This is a genomic window from Dyella sp. C9, assembly GCF_003332825.1.
Taxonomy (GTDB): Bacteria; Pseudomonadota; Gammaproteobacteria; order Xanthomonadales; family Rhodanobacteraceae; genus Dyella.
On sequence record NZ_QIRF01000015.1, the window covers coordinates 79,720 to 98,832 of the forward strand.

Genomic DNA, 19,113 nt, shown 5'->3' on the forward strand with positions numbered 1-19,113 from the left:
CCGACATGAGCGCATTGGGAATAGTCTGATTCCTACCGCAGCGTCATCCGATACCTGACCCGTCTGATCCGGGCCACAGAGGCTGCGAGCGACAAGCCAGCCTGCGGCCCGATGGACCGCAGGCTGACAGGCGCTTAAAGCGTCGCGATGATCTCGCGCACGACCGGAGCGAGCTTGGGATCCTGCAGCGCCATGTGCATGGTGGCACGCACCAGGCCGGCCTTGTTACCACAGTCGAATCGCGTACCCTCGAACCGGTACGCCAGCACCTTGCCCTGCTCCTTGAGCAGCGCATCGATGGCGTCGGTCAACTGGATCTCGCCACCAGCTCCCGGCGTGGTCTGCTCCAGCAGCTGGAAGATGCGGCCCGGCAGCACATAGCGCCCGACCACCGCCAGGTTGGACGGGGCATCCGCCGGTTTGGGCTTTTCCACCATGTGGCTGATCCGCGCGCTGCGCTCGTCGATCGGCGTGGCGTCGACGATGCCGTATTTGTCGGTATCGTTCTGCGGCACTTCCTCCACCGCGATGACGCCGGCGTTCTGCGTCTCGGCCAGCTCGGCCATCTGGCGCAATGCGCCCTTGCCCCTGTTCCAGATCAAGTCATCCGGAAGCACCACGCCAAACGGCTCGTCGCCCACCACGGGCTTGGCGCACAGGACGGCGTGCCCCAGGCCAAGGGCTTCGGGCTGCGTCACGAAAATCGCCCGGACGTGCTTGGGCAGGGTGCCCTGCACCAGTGCCAGCAACTCGTCCTTGCCCTTCTCCTGCAACTTGGCCTCCAGCTCGTAGGCCTTGTCGAAGTAATCCGCGATCGCATGCTTGTAACGGTTGGTGACGAACACCAGGGTGTCGGCACCGGCATCGACGGCCTCGTCGACGGCATACTGGATCAGCGGACGGTCCAGCACCGGCAGCATCTCCTTGGCAACCACCTTGGTCGCAGGCAGGAAACGCGTACCCAGGCCCGCCACCGGAAAGACCACCTTGCGCAACGGCTTGCTCACTTACTTCTCTCCTGATTCATTGCGACGCAACGCCACCACGTTGTCCGGCTGCGTCGCCTCGCTCCAGCGGAACGTCGGCAACAGGTTGGACACGCACTGGCGCAGCACTTCCTCGTCATAGGCGACCACGGCATCGGCTGCCTTGGCCAACTGCGCATTGAGCTGGTCCCACTTCACCGCACGATACTGCGCGAGGAAGATCTTCGCGTGCGTCGTCTCGATGTAGTTCTCCAGCGGATGGAACAATTCCTCGAACAGCTTTTCGCCGGCACGCAGGCCGGTGTAGACAATGGGGATCTCCGTGCCCGGCTTGCGCCCGGCCAAGCGGATCATCTGCTCGGCCAGGTCGCGGATCTTCACCGGCTCGCCCATGTCGAGCGCGAAGATCTCGCCGCCCTTGCCGATACTGGCCGCCTGCAGGATCAGCTGGCAGGCCTCCGGGATCGTCATGAAGTAGCGCGAGATTTCGGGGTGCGTGATGGTGACCGGCCCGCCATTGCGGATCTGCTGCCGGAACAGCGGCACCACCGACCCCGCCGAGTCGAGCACGTTGCCGAAACGCACGGTGATGAAGTGCGTATTGGAGTGCTCGTTGAGGTTCTGGCACCAGATCTCGGCGATGCGCTTGCATGCGCCCATCACGCTGGTCGGATTCACAGCCTTGTCGGTCGAGATCAGTACGAAGCACTCCACGCCATGGCGATCGGCCAGGTCGGCGACATTGCGCGTGGCAAGCACGTTGTTGCGAAAGGCTGCGCGCAGCTGGCCCTGGAGCATGGGCACGTGCTTGTACGCCGCTGCATGGAATACCACCTGCGGCCGATACTCGCCGAACAGCTTGCGCATGGCGGCCGGATCACCGCAATCGGCCAGAACGGCCTCGTAGATGAGCTCCGGGTACTCCGCGCGCAACTCCTGGGAGATCCGATAGAGGTTGTACTCGCAATTGTCGACCACGCACAGCGACTGGGCGCCAAGGCGCGCCACCTGGCGGCACAGCTCCGAGCCAATCGAGCCGCCACCGCCAGTGACCAGTACGCGACGCCCGGTCAACGTGACACGAATGGCCGTCCAGTCGAGCTCGACCGTGTCGCGACCCAGCAGGTCCTCGATCGCGACTTCCTTGATCTCGTTGAAATGCGCCCTGCCGGAAACGACGTCTTCCAGCTTGGGTACGGTGCGGTAAGGCAATCCGCTCTGGTCGCACAGCTCGACCACCCGGCGCATTTCCTGGGTGGTGGCTCCCGGCATGGCGATCAGCAGCATCTGCGCAGCCACTTCGCGCGCAAGCTCGGGGATCTGCTCCACCCGGCCCAGCACAGGGCGCCCGTTGATGCTGGCTCCGCGCAAGCTTTCCTTGTCGTCGACGAAACCCACCACGGTATAGCCATTGTCCCGATGCAGATCGCGCGACAAGGCCTCGCCGGCACGATCCGCGCCTACGATCAGCACACGCTGCACCGGCTTGGCCTGGAACAGGTCGCCCCTGCTGTCCTTCCAGAAACGGTATGCGAGGCGTGGCGCCCCCAGCAGCACCGACAGCACCACCGGATACAACAGCAGCACCGAACGCGGCACGTCCGCCAGGCGGTTGTAGAGCATCAGCGCCGCGGCAATCGCCAGCGTCCCCAGCACGGCCGCACGCAGGATGTTCCACAGGTCCGGCAGGCTGGCGAAACGCCAAACGCCCTTGTACAAGCCGGTCCAGCTCAGCACCGCCCCTTGCACCAGCAGCACCAGGGGAAACTCGAGTACATGAAAGCTGATGGCCTCATTGTCGATCAGCGCGTAGCGCAAGGCCTTGGCCACCCACCACGCCAGCGCCGCCATCAGCAGGTCGTGGAGCACCACGGCCGTACGCGGATGGATGACACCGATCAGTTTACGAAGTGACATGACGGCCCTTGAGCAAAGCGCGCCGCAGACACCGGCGCTTCATGTAAATCCACACGGCGGTCGCCAACAGGTAGGTACTAAGACATATCGGTATCGACCTTGCCGGCTGACTCCAGGCCAGGACCGCCGATGGCACAGCCACCAACAGGTTCCAGGCCAGATAACACGCGCCCCCCGTGGCGTGCGTGAACCCACTGCGTACCATCCACTGGTACAGATGCTCGCGATGGGCAGTGTACCAACGACGGCCATTCGCCATACGGGCCAAAAGCGTAAGACTAGCGTCCGCTACAAAAGATGAACTGAGGATCAAGGCTGGCCACAGCAGGTGCCAGTCCACCCACCACAGCAACGCGGTGAGGGCAAAGATCAGCAGCCCCATGGTGCCACTCCCCACGTCCCCCATGAAAATGCGGGCCCTGGGACGGTTATAGATCCAGAAACCGAGCGCTGCCGCCGCCACGCAGGCGGCCGCCCCGGCCAGTGCCGGCTGGGCGGCAACCCACGCCAGCAAACCCAGCCCGGCGGCGACGAACATCACCTGCTGGGCGAGCAGGCCATCAATGCCGTCCATGAAGTTGTGCAGGTTGATGCTCCAGGTACCCGCCAGCACCAGCAGCGGCACCCACCACCAGGCCATGCCCCGCCCGACCAGGACCAGCGCGATGACCGCCGCCGCCAGCAACTGGATGCCCAGGCGCGGCAACACCGGAAGTGAACGATGGTCGTCCCACCACCCCACTGCCGCAACCATCGCCGTGGCCAGCGCCAGCGCGGTTGCGACCGTCAACGGCCAGGGTTCGGGCAGCAGGCAAAGGGCGACGGGCATGGTGAGGATGACGGCCACCACGATGCCGATGCCTCCGCCACGCGGCGTGGGAATGGTGTGGGAGCGGCGCTGCCCTGGCAGGTCCATCATGCCGCGACGATGCGCATAGGCGATCGCGCCACGCACGACAGCCGCAGCGATCAACAACGAAGCCAGCACCATCCCTAACGCCAGCGCAGTGAAGCTCATCCGCGCCTCATTCGTTGGCCACGCCGTGGATCGGGCGGATCGTGCTCCAGCTCTTGCAGCTGGGGCACTGCCAATGGTGCGCCTTGGCGCCGAAGCCGCAACGGCTGCAGCGGTACATGGCCTGCCCCTCGAGCAGCTTCTTGGTCAGGTCCCGCAGGATCAGGAAGTTCTCGCGCGCCTCGCCCTCGATCTTGTCCATGGTCGCATCGATCAAGGCCATCAGGCCGCGCACAGAGGGACGCTGGCGCAACTGCGACGTAAGGAAGTCGATCGCGGTGCGGTCGCCATCGCGCTGCTGGTAGAGGCGGGTAAGCGCAAGCACCGGCGAAATGCCGTGGTAACGCTCGAGGATGTCGCGCAGAAAGTGCTCGGCGTGCTCCATCTGCTGCGAGCGTGCATAACTGTTGAGCAGCGGCGGCAGGATTTCCGGCACGAACGCAATGTCGGCCTCGACCGCCTGCTCGTACACCCTGGCGGCCTCCACATGCTGCCCCTCCTCGGCATACAGACGCCCGGTCAGCATGAAGGCGCGCACGCAATCGGCCTGACAGGCAAAGGCCTGTCGCAGGTACTCCCTGGCTTCCTGGCGCGCACCGTGCTGACGCGACTGCTCGGCAAGTTCGCAGTAGAACTGGGCGATCATGCCCGACTCGTCCTCGCCGGTCATGGCCTCCAGCCGGCGCGCGTGCTCGATCGCCTTGTGCCAGTCGCGCTCGTGCTGGTAAATCGCGATCAAATGCCGCAGCGCCGACGGTGCATGCGCATCCATCGCCACCAGGTCGGAGAACAGCGTCTCGGCGCGATCCAGCAAGCCGGCGCGCATATAGTCCTCGCCAAGCTCCAGCAAGGCCACGGTCTTCATGGCATCGGACAAGCCCGGCCGCGAGACCAGGTGCTGGTGCAGGCGAATGGCCCGGTCCACCTCGCCACGCCGGCGGAACAGGTTGCCCAGCGCCAGGTGCGTCTCGACCGTATCGCGGTTGTATTCGGCCAGCTTGAGGAACACCTCGATGGCCTTGTCCTGCTCTTCGTTGAGCAGGTAGTTCAGGCCGCGGAAGTAGTCCGAGGAGAGTTCGCTGACCTGCACGCCCGAACGACGCACGCCAGCCCGCCGGGCCGTCCACCAGCCACTGGCGAATGCCGCAGGAACCAACAGGATGAGTACGTAAAGGAGCGCGCTCATGCACCAGCCGGGGAGGTCTTGCCCTTGCCACGCCCCGCATCGGCAGTCGCCTTGCGGCGCAAGCGACGATGGCGCGAGCTGACGCCAAGCCAGGCAGTAAGCCCGCCCAACAACCAGCCGATCACCAGGGCCAGCAGCAGCGCTGCCCCCTTGGGCAGTTCAAGCCGGGCGAAACCGAGGTCGTAGCCGACCAGGTCGGCATTGAGGGCCCCGAGCACGACGCCCGCGGCGATGAAAAGCAGGAGGATCAGCGTCACGATCAGTCGCATGCGGCGACTTTAACCGATTGCCCGCGGTCGTCACAGGCAACTGCCTGACCCGTCATTCAGGAATTGAGAAACCCCGCAGATCCAGGCCTGTCCCGAAACCCCGGGCAAAAAAGAAGGCAGGAACGGCCTCGGGCCGCCTGCCTTCGCAAGATCCTGCCGTGGACCCCTGCCGGGGTATCACTCCAGGTCCATGTTGACGCGCTCGCGCAGTTCCTTGCCCGGCTTGAAGTGCGGGACATGCTTGCCCGGAAGCGCGACCGCCTCGCCCGTCTTGGGATTGCGGCCCATGCGGGGGGGGCGGTAGTGCAGCGCGAAGCTGCCAAAACCACGAACCTCGATACGCTCTCCATTGGAAAGCGCATGGCTCATCTGTTCGATCACGCTCTTGACCGCCAGCTCCACATCCGCGAACGCAAGATGGGTCTGACGCCGTGCCAGCGCCTCAATCAATTCGGATTTGGTCATGGGTCCCCAATGTCCGTGACATGAACCAAGCGGGGCAGCCTACCGGCCGCCCCGCCCTTGCTTCCAGTACTGCTTAGTCGGCCTTGTTCAGCTGCTCCTTGAGCAGCGCGCCGAGCTTGGTCGTGCCGCCGGAGGCGTTCGAGTACTCAGCCATGGCGTCGTGCAGCTCTTCTTCGTCCTTCGCGCGGATCGACAGCTGCAGCTGGCGGCCCTTGCGGTCCATGCCGGTGAACTTGGCTTCGACCTTGTCGCCCACCTTCAGATGCTGGGTGGCGTCGTCGATGCGCTCCTTGGCGATGTCGTTGGCGCGCAGGTAACCCTCCACGCCGTCGCCCAGGTCGATCACTGCACCCTTGGCGTCCACTTCCTTCACGGTGCCGTTGACGATGCTGCCGCGCGGGTTGGTGGCCATGAACTGACCGAACGGATCCTGCTCCATCTGCTTGATGCCGAGGGAGATGCGCTCACGCTCCGGATCCACGGCCAGCACCACGGCTTCGATCTCGTCGCCCTTCTTGAAGTTGCGAACGAGGTCTTCGCCGGAAGCCTGCCAGGAGATGTCGGACAGGTGGACCAGGCCGTCGATGCCGCCGTCCAGGCCGATGAAGATGCCGAAGTCGGTGATCGACTTGATCTGACCGGACACCTTGTCGCCCTTCTTGTGCATGGCGGCGAAGGCTTCCCACGGGTTCGAGCGGGTCTGCTTGATACCCAGCGAGATGCGGCGACGCTCTTCATCCACGTCCAGCACCATCACTTCGGTCTCGTCGCCGACCTGCACGACCTTGGCCGGATTGACGTTCTTGTTGGTCCAGTCCATCTCGGACACGTGGACCAGGCCTTCCACGCCCGGCTCGATCTCGACGAAGCAGCCGTAATCGGTGACGTTGGAGACCTTGCCGAACAGGCGGCTGCCGACCGGGTAGCGGCGGGCGATGGCGACCCACGGATCGTCACCCAGCTGCTTGAGGCCCAGCGACACGCGGTTGCGCTCGCGGTCGTACTTGAGCACGCGGACGTCCAGCTCGTCGCCGACGTTGACGACTTCGGACGGATGACGCACGCGCTTCCACGCCATGTCGGTGATGTGCAGCAGGCCGTCGATACCACCCAGGTCCACGAACGCGCCGTAGTCGGTGAGGTTCTTGACCGTGCCCTTGACCACCGCGCCTTCGGTCAGGCGCTCCAGCAGCTTCTCGCGCTCCTCGGAGAACTCGGTCTCGACGACGGCGCGGCGGCTGACCACAACGTTGTTGCGCTTGCGGTCGAGCTTGATGATCTTGAACTCGAGGTCCTTGCCTTCCAGGTAGACCGGATCGCGGACCGGACGCACGTCGACCAGCGAGCCCGGCAGGAATGCGCGGACGTCCTTGATGTCGACGGTGAAACCGCCCTTGACCTTGCCGGAGATCTTGCCGGTGATGGTCTCTTCCTTGTCGAAGGCCGCCTCGAGGTCGTCCCACACCATGGAACGCTTGGCCTTCTCGCGGGAGAGCTTGGTCTCGCCGAAGCCGTCTTCGAGGGCGTCGAGGGCAACCTTCACCTCGTCGCCAACCTGCACTTCCAGCTCACCATTCTCGTCCTTGAACTGCTCGATCGGGACGATGCCTTCGCTCTTGAGGCCAGCGTTGATCACGACGACGTCGTTGCGGATTTCCACAACGATGCCCGTGACGATGGCACCCGGCTTCAGCTTGGAGATGGCCTGTTGGCTCTGTTCAAACAGCTCGGCAAAACTTTCAGTCATGTTGATTCCAGAAATGAGAAAAGGCCTTGAGCCCTGTACGCACCGGATCGGCTAGCGTACGGACCGTCGGCCCACCGGTTATGGGTGTCGCGGGAAGACTCCCTTGGCACCGTTGACCACATGCCCTGGCCGCAACCAGGGCGCCAAAAGCCGTCGGCAGCCCCTTCAGGACCGCACGACAGCCAATACTTTCGCGACGACGTCGTCGATGCCCATGCCGGTGGTGTCGATGAAAACCGCATCCGCGGCCGGCTTGAGCGGCGCTACCGTCCGCGACGCATCGCGGGCATCACGCGCTTCGATCTCGCGCTGAAGGGTAGCAAGTGTAACGCCCAGCCCCTTTTCCTTCAACTGCTTATAGCGCCTTTGGGCGCGTTCGGCGGCACTCGCGGTGAGGAAGACCTTGAACGGCGCATCAGGGAAGATCACGGTCCCCATGTCGCGCCCGTCCGCCACCAGCCCCGGGGCCTTGCGGAAAGCCAGCTGCATGTCCACAAGTGCCTGACGCACCGAAGGAATCGAGGCAATGGCCGAGGCGGCGGCGCCGGCGGTTTCGGTGCGCAACTCGTCGGTGGCGTCGTGGCCATTGACCAGCACGTGGGTGTCACTGCCATCGGTGGCCGCCTGGAAGCGGATCCTGGTTTCCTCGGCGCACCGGGTGATGGCCTCGGCGTCCGACAAGTCCAGCCCCTCCGCGCCCGCGGCATAGCCGACGGCCCGGTAGAGCGCACCGGAGTCGAGCAGGCGCCAGCCAAGCGTCTCAGCCACGCGGCGACTGATGGTGCCCTTGCCCGATCCCGACGGTCCGTCGATGGTCAGCACGGGAACGGACGAAGAGGGACTCATGGGGACTCCTGACGGCGGCGAAAGAAAACGCATATGCTATCGCGTTGGTCCTCGCACGGAACGCGGGTTGTCCAGTTGCCACCATCAGTCCGTCAGAACCATGCACGTCCATACCATGAACGATCTGCGTCGCGAATTCGAACAAGCCGCCGAAAACATCCAGCAGCTTGGCCAGCGACCGGACAACGACACCCTGCTCAAGCTCTACGCCCTCTACAAGCAGGGTTCGGAGGGCGACGTGCATTGCGAGCAGCCCGGCTTCTTCGATTTCGTGGGCACCGCCAAGTACGAGGCGTGGGCACAGCTGCGCGGCGTTTCCGAAGACGAGGCCATGCAGCGCTACATCGAGCTCGTGCACGAATTGCTGAGCTGACCCTCCCCTCGCCTCGCCAGCGCCCTACCTGTCGAGGCTGGAAGCACTTGCGGTACGCCCGGGACTGATCACCCGGCACGCAGGCACGACCCCACCCAAGCATGGCCCCTGGATCCCGGCACTCGCCGGGATGGCGGCATCGTGCGCCCCCACTTGCTTTCAAACACCCCCAGCAGGCACATTCATACGATCGTTTGAACCTTGCCGACGGCCCGCATGAACTTCCCTCGCCTGTTCTCCCCGCTTGATCTCGGGCACACCACCCTGCCCAACCGCATCCTGATGGGCTCGATGCATACGGGCCTGGAGGACAAGGCCAGCGACTACGACAAGCTCGCCGCGTATTTCGCCGAGCGCGCCCGTGGCGGCGTCGGCCTGATGGTGACCGGCGGTATCGCACCCAGCATCGAGGGTTGGCTCAAGCCCTTCGGCGGACGCCTGAGCATGCCCTGGCACGTCGCACGCCATCGCAAGCTGACGCGGGCCGTGCATGCCGAGGGCGGCAAGCTGTGCATGCAGATCCTGCACGCGGGCCGCTATGGCTACCACCCGCTATCGGTGGCGCCGTCGAAGCTGAAGTCACCGATCACGCCGTTCACGCCGCGCGCACTGTCAGCGCGCGGCGTGGAGCGCACCATCCGCGACTTCGTGCGCTGCGCAAAGCTGGCTCAGGATGCCGGCTATGACGGCGTGGAGGTGATGGGCTCGGAAGGCTATCTGATCAACCAGTTCCTCGCCGCGCGCACCAACCAGCGCAACGATGGCTGGGGCGGCAGCGCTGAAAAACGCATGCGCTTCCCGGTCGAAATCGTGCGGCGCACGCGCGAAGCGGTTGGCCGCGACTTCATCATCATCTACCGCCTGTCGATGCTCGACCTGGTGGAGAACGGCCAGGACTGGCAGGAGATCGTCACTCTCGGCAAGGCCATCGAGGCTGCCGGCGCCAGCATCATCAACACCGGCATCGGCTGGCATGAAGCACGCGTCCCGACCATCGTCACCAGCGTGCCGCGCGCCGGCTTTGCCTGGGTCACCCGCAAGCTCAAGGGCGAAGTGGCAATCCCGCTGGTGACCACCAACCGCATCAACATGCCGGAGGTGGCCGAGCAGGTGCTGGCCAGCGGCGAAGCCGACATGGTGTCGATGGCCCGGCCACTGCTGGCCGACCCGGAGTGGGCGGCCAAGGCCAAAGCGGGCCGCAGCGAGCGCATCAACACCTGCATCGCGTGCAACCAGGCCTGCCTTGACCACGTCTTCCAGAATCGCCGCGCCAGCTGCCTGCTGAATCCGCGCGCCTGCCATGAAACGGAGCTGCCGATCACCGCCACCCGCACGAGCAAGCGTTTCGCCGTGGTGGGCGCAGGCCCTGCCGGCCTGGCCTGCGCAAGCACGCTGGCCGAACGCGGCCACGCGGTCACACTGTTCGACCAGGCCAGCGAGATCGGCGGGCAGTTCAACTACGCCAAGCGGATTCCCGGCAAGGAAGAGTTCCACGAAACGCTGCGCTATTTCCGTCATCGCCTGGACGATACCGGCGTGAAGGTGGAGCTGGGCCGCCTGGTGGACGCACCGGCGCTTGCCGCCGGGGGCTACGACGAAGTGGTCGTCGCCACCGGCATCACTCCGCGCCGCGTGAGCTTCCCCGGCAGCGATGATCCGCGCGTGCTCAGCTATCTCGACGTGCTGGCGCGCAACCACCCTGTGGGCGCCAGGGTGGCCATCATCGGCGCCGGCGGCATCGGCTTCGACGTGGCGGAATTCCTGGTCGAACACCCGCCTTCGCCCACGCTGGACGTGACGCGCTGGACCCGCGAGTGGGGCGTGGACATGCAACTGGACGCGCGCGGCGGCCTGGCCCCGGCCAAGCCCGAAGCCCCGGCCCGGCAGGTCTGGCTGCTACAGCGCAGCGAGGGCCGTCCAGGCGCCCGCCTCAACAAGACCACCGGCTGGGTCCATCGCGCCACGCTCAAGGCCAAGCGCGTCACCATGCTCGGTGGCGTGGGCTACGAGCGTTTCGACGACCAGGGCCTGCATATCACCGTAGACGGCCAGCCTCAGGTATTGCCGGTGGACAACGTCATCATCTGCGCCGGGCAGGAACCGAACCGCTCGCTCGCCGACGCACTGCTCGCCACGGGCGTCAAAACCCATGTGATCGGCGGCGCCGACGTGGCCTCCGAGCTGGACGCCAAGCGGGCCATCGACCAGGGCACGCGCCTGGCCGCAACGCTCTAACCCCCGTGCGCGGCCTCCCCGGCCGCGCGCCCTGATGCCGCGCCGCAAGGTGGCTCGCACAGCGGGCGCCAGAAACGACAACGCCCGGCTTTCTGGCCGGGCGTTGTGCTGGAAAGGAAAGCGCCCCGCTAGACGACGCGTCGATATGGGTCAGGGGGGAGGAAGACCAGATATCGCGGGGGTAGCGTCGCAGCGGGGCGAGGGTCGCCGCCACCTGGGGGGAGGGGACGGTGGCGGGACGTAAGAAATCATAGGCTCGACGACTTATTAAAACAAATATATATTTCGTCCACTACTTATACGAAATACGTATTAAAGCCCTTTTTATGTTCGACTTCCGTCAGCTTCGTTACTTTGTAACGGTCGCCGAGGAGCTCAGCTTCACCCGGGCGGCCCAGCGCCTGTATATCTCCCAACCCCCTCTTTCCCAGCAAATACAGTCACTTGAGAACGATCTCGGGGTGCGCCTGCTGGAACGCAACAAGCGCAATGTTTCCCTGACTGAACCCGGCAAGCTGTTCCTCGACCAGGCCCGCCAGATTCTGGACAAGGCCGAGGAAGCCCGCGCCCTGATGGCCGACGCGGCCACCGGCTTCAGCGGCAAGCTGCGGCTGGCCTACACGGTGTCGGTGACGTTCCACCCGGCCCTGCCGCAGATGCTGTTGCGCTACCGCCGCTTCGCCCCGCAGGTGAACCTGATGCTCAGCGAGATGTACACCGAGCAGCAGTACGCCGCCTTGCTGTCCGGCGACCTCGACGTGGGCTTTGTCCGTGATGAACCGGAGCACCCCGGCACCGCGCGCAACATCCGCCTGGACGTGATCGACCGCGAGCCGCTGGTGCTGGCCCTGCCCACCAATCATCCGCTGGCCGCCCGGGAAAGCATCTGGCTGCGCGAAGTGGCCATGGAGGCCTTCGTGGTGCAGCCGCGTGAACTGGCCGCCACCCTCTACGATCGCCTTGCCCAGATCGCCGCCAAGGCCAACTTCCACCCCTTGATCCGGCAGCACGCCCAGCAGATCAACGGCCTGCTGGTGCTGGTGGCCGCCGGCATGGGACTGGCGCTGGTGCCAGCCTCGATGCGCTCGGTGAACCTCAATGGGGTCAAATACCTGCGCCTGGAGGACCCCGATGCCTATATGCTGCTGGCCTTGGCCAGCCGTGCCGACGACACCTCGCCCGTGCTGCAGCGCTTCCTCAATGTGATGACCGAGCCTGAATGAGCCTGATTTGCCGAGCCGGCCCAAGGACTTGTGCTGGATGCACAAGTTGTTTATGATTTCGTTCTTATATTTTTCATTCGTTAGTTTCAGGAGCTTGCCGTGAAGGTGCTTTCCTCTTTGAAGTCCGCCAAGCAGCGGCACCGTGACTGCAAGGTTGTGCGCCGTCGCGGCAAGGTGTTCGTGATCTGCAAGAGCAATCCGCGTTTCAAGGCTCGTCAGCGCTAATCATTAGCTGCGACGAGTGATGAAAAAGGCCGCGAAAGCGGCCTTTTTTGTTGCCCATCATCCGAGCGCTGGACTTTTTCTGCCGGACCGCACCCCGTGCGCAACCACCGTACGGAACGATAACGACGCCTCGCTACGGTCGCGCACAGTGTGCGCTCCTACAGGATGCACGTCGTCAGGATTGGCGCAGGTAGGCCACGAAAGTGCGCGCCTGCTCCGCCTGGAATTGCCGGTCGGACATGGGCAGCACCGTCTGCCAGAGCGACACCGGCTCGAGCGCAAAGCTCTCGATCGCTCCGGCTGCCGACAACACTGCGAATTGCAGCGCCCGGCGCGGAAAGCGGTGGCGCACCTCGCCTCGAAATGCCTGCAGGACATCCACCACCTGCTCGATGTTTTCCGCGATGTGCAGGCGCACCTCGCTGGCGAATTCGGATGCGCCCTCGGTTTCCAGGAAGCGCATCAACGCCCGCATCAGCCGCGGATGGCGCCGGTATTGCGCAAACAACAGCTCCATCAACTGGGCCGCCGAGGCCTCGAGGGTGTCACGCAGCAACATCGCTCCGAGGCGCTCACGATTCGTCGTGTTGCTGGCGCGCAGCATGTGCAGAAAAGCCTCGCGCAGCAGCGCATCCTTGTCCGGGAATCGGCGATAGATGCTCGCTGGCGCCACCCGTGCCAGCGCGGCGATCCGTGGAACAACCGCCCCTTCCAGCCCCTCATCGTCGAGCACGCGGACGGTGGCTGCCAGCAGGCGCGCGAGCGTCTCACGGCTGCGCTGCTGACGGGGCTCCCTCACCCGGGAAGACGGTTTGGTCGGTGCCACTGGACAATCCCCGGACTAACATGCGAATGTAAATTTACATTTACTTCAGGAGGAAGGCAATGACGCTCGCCTGGCCGGGAATCCTGCATGCCCTTTGTGCAGCCCTCGTGCTCGCCTTCCCCTTCATCGACCTGCCGGCGACCAAGCGACTCAAGCGCCACACCAGCCGTGACGGGCGTCTGCGACTCTACCGGCTCGGTGTATGCACGGCCTGGCCGCTTGCCCTGCTGTTACTGATCAGTGCCGGCAACACTCAACCATGGGCGCTGACACCGCACGGCAGCGAGCTTGCATGGCTGGAGATTCCGTGGCTGCGCGCGACCTCGTGGGTGTTGCTGGCGGCCTTCTTCACGCTGGCCTTCTGGCCGGGCCTGCACACCCTGCTTGCGCCGGAACAGCGGCCTCGCTACGCCCGGGCGATGCGTCGCCTGCGTTTCATGACCCCGGTATCGCGGCAAGAGCGGTGGTGGTGGGTTGCAGTGAGCATCACCGCGGGCGTTTGCGAGGAGTGGCTCTATCGCGGCTTCCTGCTGCACTACCTGGCCGGCAACCTCGCGGGCGGCCCCACACTGGGGCTGACGGCAGCCTGGCTGCTCAGCTCGATCGCCTTCGGCGTAGCTCATTTGTACCAGGGGCGCCACGGCATGGTAAGCACGGGCATCGCCGGCCTCGCCTTCGGGCTAATGGCCCTGCTCACCGGTAGCCTGTGGCTACCCATGCTGGTGCACAGCCTGATCGACCTGCAGGTACTGGTGATATACCACCCGGCGCGCGACGCGCCAGAGGAGGCGGCCGCCCTGGTTGCCGGCTGCAGCGGCGAATGATCCGCACATAAAAAAGCCCCTCTCCCTTTGCGGAGAGGGGCCCGTCAGGACCGGCTTACTGGTAACGCACGCCGGTGATTTCGTAGCGCTTCACGCCATTGGGCGCCTTGAACTCGAAGCTGTCACCTTCGCTCTTGCCGATCAATGCACGCGCAATCGGCGAAGACACGGCGATCAGGCGCTGCTTGATGTCGGCCTCAAGGTCACCCACGATCTGGTAGGTCACGGCCTCGCCGCTCTCCTCTTCCTCCAGGTCGACGGTGGCGCCGAACACCACGCGATTGCCCGCCGCGAGGCGGCTGACATCAATCACCTCGGCCGTGGACAGCGCCGCTTCCAACTCGGCGATGCGGCCCTCAATGAAGCTCTGCTGCTCGCGCGCGGCGTGGTACTCGGCGTTTTCCTTGAGATCGCCATGCGCACGCGCCTCGGCGATGGCCGCGATGATGCGCGGCCGGTCGCTCGACTTCAGTTTTTCCAGCTCGCCGCGAAGACGCTCGGAACCCGTCTTGGTGATGGGAGCACGACTCATGCGTTCAGTTCCTTGTGCAGTTCCTGCAGGCTGTGTACCTGGCCATCGCCGTGATAATCGAGCGAATGCACCAGCGCACGCGCGCCCGCCACCGTGGTGGAGTACGTGACACGCTGCTGCAGCGCCTCGCGCCGGATCGAGAACGAGTCGGCGATCGCCGCCTTGCCCTCGGTGGTATTGACGATGTAGACGATCTCGCCGTTCTTGATCAGGTCGACGATGTGCGGACGGCCTTCGATCACCTTGTTGATGCGCTCGCAGGTCACGCCGTGCTCGGCCAGGTACTTGGCCGTGCCTTCGGTGGCGACCAGGCTGAAGCCCTTCTCCAGCACTTCGCGGACGACCGGCAGCAGACGATCCTTGTCGGCATCACGCACGGACACGAACACCTTGCCCTTCGGCGGCGTCTTGATGCCCGCGGCATCGTGACCGCGTGCGAACGCGGCGCCGAAGCTGCGGCCGACACCCATCACTTCGCCCGTCGAACGCATTTCGGGGCCAAGGATGGGGTCCACGTTCTGGAACTTCAGGAACGGGAAGATCGCTTCCTTCACCGAGTAGTAACCCGGGATCACTTCCTTCGTCGCGCCCTGCGCCTTGAGCGAACGACCCGCCATGGCGCGCGCGGCGATCTTGGCGAGCGGTACGCCCGTGGCCTTGGACACGAATGGCACCGTGCGCGATGCGCGCGGATTCACTTCGAGGATGTACACCGTGTCGCCCTGGATGGCGAACTGGGTATTCATCAGGCCGACGACCTTCAGTTCCTTCGCCATCGCCGTGACTTGGCGGCGCATTTCGTCCTGCACCTCCTGCGTCAGCGAGTACGGCGGCAGCGAGCAGGAGGAATCGCCCGAATGGACGCCGGCCTCTTCGATGTGCTCCATGATGCCGCCGACCAGCACGTTGCCTTCGGCGTCGGCGATGATGTCCACGTCCACTTCGACCGCATGGTCGAGGAAGCGGTCCAGCAGCACCGGCGAGTCGTTGGAGACCTGCACGGCATCGCGGATGTAGCGCGAAAGATCGGCATCGCTGTAGACGATTTCCATCGCGCGGCCACCCAGCACGTAGCTCGGGCGCACCACCAGCGGGTAGCCGATCTCGCGGGCCGAGGCCAGCGCCTCGTCGGGCGTGCGCGCGGTGCGGTTCGGCGGCTGCTTCAGGCCGATCTTCTCGATCATCTGCTGGAAGCGCTCGCGATCTTCCGCCAGGTCGATGCTGTCCGGCGAGGTGCCGATCACCGGGGCGCCGGCAGCTTCAAGCGCGCGTGCCAGCTTCAGCGGCGTCTGGCCGCCGTACTGCACGATCACGCCCTTGGGCTTTTCCAGGTCCACGATTTCCAGCACGTCTTCCAGCGTCAGCGGCTCGAAGTACAGTCGGTCGGAGGTGTCGTAGTCGGTGGAAACGGTTTCCGGGTTGCAGTTGACCATGATGGTTTCGAAACCATCCTCGCGCAGGGCGAGTGCCGCGTGCACGCAGCAGTAGTCGAACTCGATGCCCTGGCCGATGCGGTTCGGACCGCCGCCGAGCACGATGATCTTGTCGCGGTCGGTCGGGTTGGCCTCGCACTCTTCCTCGTAGGTCGAGTACATGTAGGCCGTGGTGGTGGCGAACTCGGCCGCGCAGGAGTCCACGCGCTTGTACACCGGGCGAACGCCCAGCGTGCGCCGCAGGTGGCGCATGGCCGCTTCGTTGGTGTCCAGCAGCTCGGCCAGGCGGGCGTCGGAGAAGCCCATGCGCTTGAGCTCGCGCATGCGCGCGGCGTCGACGGCGGTGATGCCCTGCGCCTGCACGTCCTTCTCGGTGAGCACGATGTCTTCGAAGGCAGCCAGGAACCAGGGGTCGACACGGCTCAGGCCGTACACGTCTTCCAGCGTCAGGCCGGCGCGGAACGCATCGGCCAGGTGGAACACGCGATCCGGGCGTGGCTCGCGCAGCTCGCGCTTGAGCGCGTTGATGCCTTCCTCGGAGCTGAGGTCCAGGCCGGTCGGGTTGAGGCCGGTCTTGCCGATTTCCAGGCCACGCAGCGCCTTCTGCAGCGACTCGTGGAAGGTGCGGCCCATCGCCATCACCTCGCCCACCGACTTCATCTGGGTGGTGAGGCGTGCATCGGCCGACGGGAACTTCTCGAACGCGAAGCGCGGGATCTTGGTGACCACATAGTCGATGGTCGGCTCGAACGAGGCCGGGGTCAGGCCGCCGGTGATGTCGTTCTTGAGCTCGTCCAGCGTGTAGCCCACGGCGAGCTTGGCCGCGATCTTGGCGATCGGGAAGCCGGTGGCCTTGGAGGCGAGCGCGGACGAACGCGACACGCGCGGGTTCATCTCGATCACCACCACGCGGCCGTTCTCGGCATTGATGCCGAACTGCACGTTGGAGCCACCGGTGTCCACGCCGATCTTGCGCAGCACCGCGATGGAGGCGTCACGCAGGCGCTGGTATTCCTTGTCGGTGAGCGTCTGCGCCGGCGCGACGGTGATCGAGTCGCCGGTGTGCACGCCCATCGGGTCGAGGTTTTCGATCGAGCACACGATGATGCAGTTGTCCGCCTTGTCGCGGACCACTTCCATCTCGAACTCCTTCCAGCCCAGCACCGATTCCTCGACCAGTACTTCACCCACCGGCGAAAGCTCGAGGCCGCGCTTGACGATCTCTTCGAACTCTTCCTTGTTGTAGGCAATGCCGCCACCCGAACCACCCAGCGTGAAGCTCGGACGGATGATGGTGGGGAAGCCCACTTTCGCCTGCGCCAGCAGCGCCTGCTCGAAAGTGCGGACCACTTCGGCCTTCGGGCATTCCAGCCCGATGTCCTTCATCGCCACGCGGAACAGCTCGCGGTCCTCAGCCATGCGGATGGCTTCGCGCGAGGCGCCGATCAGTTCGACGTTGTAACGCTCCAGCACGCCGTTGTCGGCCAGGTCGAGCGCGCAGTTGAGGCCGGTCTGGCCACCCATCGTCGGCAGCACCGCATCGGGGCGCTCCTTGGCGATGATGCGCTCCACCGTCTGCCAGTTGATCGGCTCGATGTAGACGGCATCGGCCGTCTCCGGGTCGGTCATGATGGTGGCGGGGTTGGAGTTGACCAGAATGACCCGGTAACCCTCTTCCTTGAGCGCCTTGCAGGCCTGCGCGCCGGAATAGTCGAACTCGCAGGCCTGGCCGATCACGATCGGGCCAGCGCCGATGATGAGGATGCTCTTGATATCGGTGCGCTTAGCCATTCGTGCGGGCCTCCTGCATCAGTGCGGCAAAACGGTCAAACAGGTAGCCGATGTCGTGCGGACCGGGGCTGGCTTCCGGGTGACCCTGGAAGCAGAACGCCGGGCGGTCGGTGAGCGCGAAGCCCTGCAGCGAACCATCGAACAGCGAAGTGTGGGTGACGCGCGTGTTGGCCGGCAGCGTGGCCGGATCCACCGCGAAACCGTGGTTCTGGGAGGTGATCAGCACGCGGCCGTCATCCTGGTCCTTCACCGGGTGGTTCGCGCCGTGGTGGCCGAACTTCATCTTCAGCGTCTTGGCGCCGACAGCCAGGCCCATGATCTGGTGACCGAGGCAAATGCCGAACAGCGGGATCCTGGCATCGAGGAACTGCTTGGTGGCCTCGATGGCGTAATCGCAGGCCGCCGGATCGCCGGGGCCATTGGACAGGAACACGCCATCGGGCTGCATGGCCAGCACGTCGGCGGCCGGGGTCTGTGCCGGCACTACGGTGATGTCGCAGCCCTGCTCGGCCAGCAGGCGCAGGATGTTCTGCTTCACGCCGAAGTCGTAGGCCACGACCTTGAAGCGCTTGGCCGGCTGGTTGAAGGCCGTGTTGTCGAGGTCGTAGACGCCCTCGTTCCACGAGTAGGACTCACCGACGCTGACCACCTTGGCCAAGTCCATGCCATTGAGGCCCGGGAAGGCACGCGCCTTGGCCAGTGCGGCCTCGGCGTCCACTGTTTCGCCGGCCACGATGCAGCCGGCCAGCGCACCCTTGTCGCGCAGGATGCGGGTCAGGCGACGGGTGTCGATGCCGGCGATGGCCACGATGCCGTGGCGCTTGAGGTAATCGGGCAGGCTTTCGGTGCTGCGCCAGTTGCTCGGGCGACGCGGGACGTCGCGCACGATCAGGCCGGCGGCGTGCACCGAATCGGACTCGGCGTCCTCGACATTGACGCCGGTGTTGCCGATGTGGGGATACGTCAGGGTGACAATCTGTCGGCTGTAGGAGGGATCGGTGAGGATCTCCTGGTAGCCGGTCATGGCGGTGTTGAAAACCACCTCGCCGACGGTTTCACCAGTCGAGCCCACGGCGTGGCCGTGGAACACGCTGCCGTCTTCGAGGGCAAGCAGAGCAGGAATAGGCATGGGAGGGCCGCCTTTAGGTGCAGCAAGGTCCGCAAGCCGCTGCGAAGCAGCTTGTGGACCTTGGTCGAGGAACGTTTCAGGGCGGGTAGCA

The 19,113-nt window shown here is 65.0% G+C and carries 17 protein-coding genes; 5 read left to right on the forward strand and 12 right to left on the reverse strand.

The genetic code is table 11. The features are described 5' to 3' along the window. Window positions 1-134: 134 nt before the first annotated feature. The 8 genes from galU to cmk all read right to left on the reverse strand — a co-directional run bounded on the left by galU (window position 135) and on the right by cmk (window position 8,431). Window positions 135-1,007: a UTP--glucose-1-phosphate uridylyltransferase GalU gene (gene galU, locus DVU99_RS15625; protein ID WP_114241157.1), complete on the reverse strand. Its 873-nt coding sequence runs from the start codon at window positions 1,005-1,007 to the stop codon at window positions 135-137. Further along, the gene (locus DVU99_RS15630) at window positions 1,008-2,903 is read right to left on the reverse strand and encodes a nucleoside-diphosphate sugar epimerase/dehydratase (protein WP_114241158.1); all 1,896 of its coding nucleotides are present in this window, start codon (window positions 2,901-2,903) and stop codon (window positions 1,008-1,010) included. Next, window positions 2,890-3,921, reverse strand: a complete 1,032-nt coding sequence (locus tag DVU99_RS15635; RefSeq protein WP_114241159.1) for a glycosyltransferase family 4 protein — start codon at window positions 3,919-3,921, stop codon at window positions 2,890-2,892. Before DVU99_RS15635 ends, DVU99_RS15630 begins: the two co-directional genes overlap by 14 nt. A 7-nt stretch (window positions 3,922-3,928) precedes the next feature. Beyond that, a complete protein-coding gene (gene lapB / locus DVU99_RS15640; RefSeq protein WP_114241160.1) occupies window positions 3,929-5,104 on the reverse strand; it encodes a lipopolysaccharide assembly protein LapB in 1,176 nt (391 codons plus the stop codon). Further along, entirely contained in the window at window positions 5,101-5,373 is a 273-nt protein-coding gene (locus DVU99_RS15645) for a LapA family protein (RefSeq protein ID WP_114241161.1), read from the reverse strand. The genes lapB and DVU99_RS15645 overlap by 4 nt, the downstream gene beginning before the upstream one ends. A 177-nt stretch (window positions 5,374-5,550) precedes the next feature. After that, the gene (locus tag DVU99_RS15650) at window positions 5,551-5,838 is read right to left on the reverse strand and encodes an integration host factor subunit beta (RefSeq protein ID WP_114241162.1); all 288 of its coding nucleotides are present in this window, start codon (window positions 5,836-5,838) and stop codon (window positions 5,551-5,553) included. A 73-nt stretch (window positions 5,839-5,911) separates the two neighbouring features. After that, window positions 5,912-7,585 (reverse strand): 30S ribosomal protein S1, encoded by a 1,674-nt coding sequence (gene rpsA, locus DVU99_RS15655; protein ID WP_114241163.1) that lies wholly within the window; start codon window positions 7,583-7,585, stop codon window positions 5,912-5,914. A 165-nt stretch (window positions 7,586-7,750) separates the two neighbouring features. Beyond that, on the reverse strand, window positions 7,751-8,431 hold the full coding sequence (gene cmk, locus DVU99_RS15660) for a (d)CMP kinase (protein ID WP_198670354.1): 681 nt from the start codon (window positions 8,429-8,431) through the stop codon (window positions 7,751-7,753). A gap of 115 nt (window positions 8,432-8,546) precedes the next feature. On the opposite strand from cmk, the gene DVU99_RS15665 reads away from it, so the two are divergent. The 4 genes from DVU99_RS15665 to ykgO all read left to right on the forward strand — a co-directional run bounded on the left by DVU99_RS15665 (window position 8,547) and on the right by ykgO (window position 12,487). Further along, window positions 8,547-8,804 carry an acyl-CoA-binding protein gene (locus DVU99_RS15665; RefSeq protein ID WP_114241164.1) on the forward strand — a complete coding sequence of 86 codons (258 nt, stop codon included), beginning with the start codon at window positions 8,547-8,549 and terminating at the stop codon, window positions 8,802-8,804. Between the two features lie 216 nt (window positions 8,805-9,020). After that, window positions 9,021-11,039, forward strand: coding sequence for an NADPH-dependent 2,4-dienoyl-CoA reductase (locus DVU99_RS15670; RefSeq protein ID WP_114241165.1), 2,019 nt, complete (start codon window positions 9,021-9,023; stop codon window positions 11,037-11,039). Window positions 11,040-11,365: 326 nt separating this feature from the next. Further along, window positions 11,366-12,262 carry a LysR substrate-binding domain-containing protein gene (locus DVU99_RS15675; RefSeq protein WP_114241166.1) on the forward strand — a complete coding sequence of 299 codons (897 nt, stop codon included), beginning with the start codon at window positions 11,366-11,368 and terminating at the stop codon, window positions 12,260-12,262. Window positions 12,263-12,361: 99 nt separating this feature from the next. Then, entirely contained in the window at window positions 12,362-12,487 is a 126-nt protein-coding gene (ykgO, locus tag DVU99_RS15680) for a type B 50S ribosomal protein L36 (RefSeq protein ID WP_008215056.1), read from the forward strand. A gap of 175 nt (window positions 12,488-12,662) precedes the next feature. On the opposite strand, the gene DVU99_RS15685 is transcribed toward ykgO, so the two are convergent. After that, window positions 12,663-13,313: a TetR/AcrR family transcriptional regulator gene (locus tag DVU99_RS15685; protein WP_114241167.1), complete on the reverse strand. Its 651-nt coding sequence runs from the start codon at window positions 13,311-13,313 to the stop codon at window positions 12,663-12,665. Window positions 13,314-13,372: 59 nt separating this feature from the next. Between DVU99_RS15685 and DVU99_RS15690 the strand changes: the two genes are divergently transcribed. Further along, the gene (locus tag DVU99_RS15690) at window positions 13,373-14,137 is read left to right on the forward strand and encodes a CPBP family intramembrane glutamic endopeptidase (protein WP_114241168.1); all 765 of its coding nucleotides are present in this window, start codon (window positions 13,373-13,375) and stop codon (window positions 14,135-14,137) included. A 55-nt stretch (window positions 14,138-14,192) separates the two neighbouring features. Here DVU99_RS15690 and greA read toward each other — a convergent pair whose 3' ends face one another. The 3 genes from greA to carA are packed head-to-tail and all read right to left on the reverse strand — an operon-like array spanning window position 14,193 to window position 19,022. Continuing rightward, on the reverse strand, window positions 14,193-14,669 hold the full coding sequence (gene greA / locus DVU99_RS15695) for a transcription elongation factor GreA (protein WP_114241169.1): 477 nt from the start codon (window positions 14,667-14,669) through the stop codon (window positions 14,193-14,195). Then, the gene (carB, locus tag DVU99_RS15700; protein WP_114241170.1) at window positions 14,666-17,893 is read right to left on the reverse strand and encodes a carbamoyl-phosphate synthase large subunit; all 3,228 of its coding nucleotides are present in this window, start codon (window positions 17,891-17,893) and stop codon (window positions 14,666-14,668) included. Before carB ends, greA begins: the two co-directional genes overlap by 4 nt. Then, window positions 17,886-19,022, reverse strand: a complete 1,137-nt coding sequence (carA, locus tag DVU99_RS15705; RefSeq protein ID WP_114241171.1) for a glutamine-hydrolyzing carbamoyl-phosphate synthase small subunit — start codon at window positions 19,020-19,022, stop codon at window positions 17,886-17,888. The genes carB and carA overlap by 8 nt, the downstream gene beginning before the upstream one ends. Window positions 19,023-19,113 lie beyond the last annotated feature (91 nt).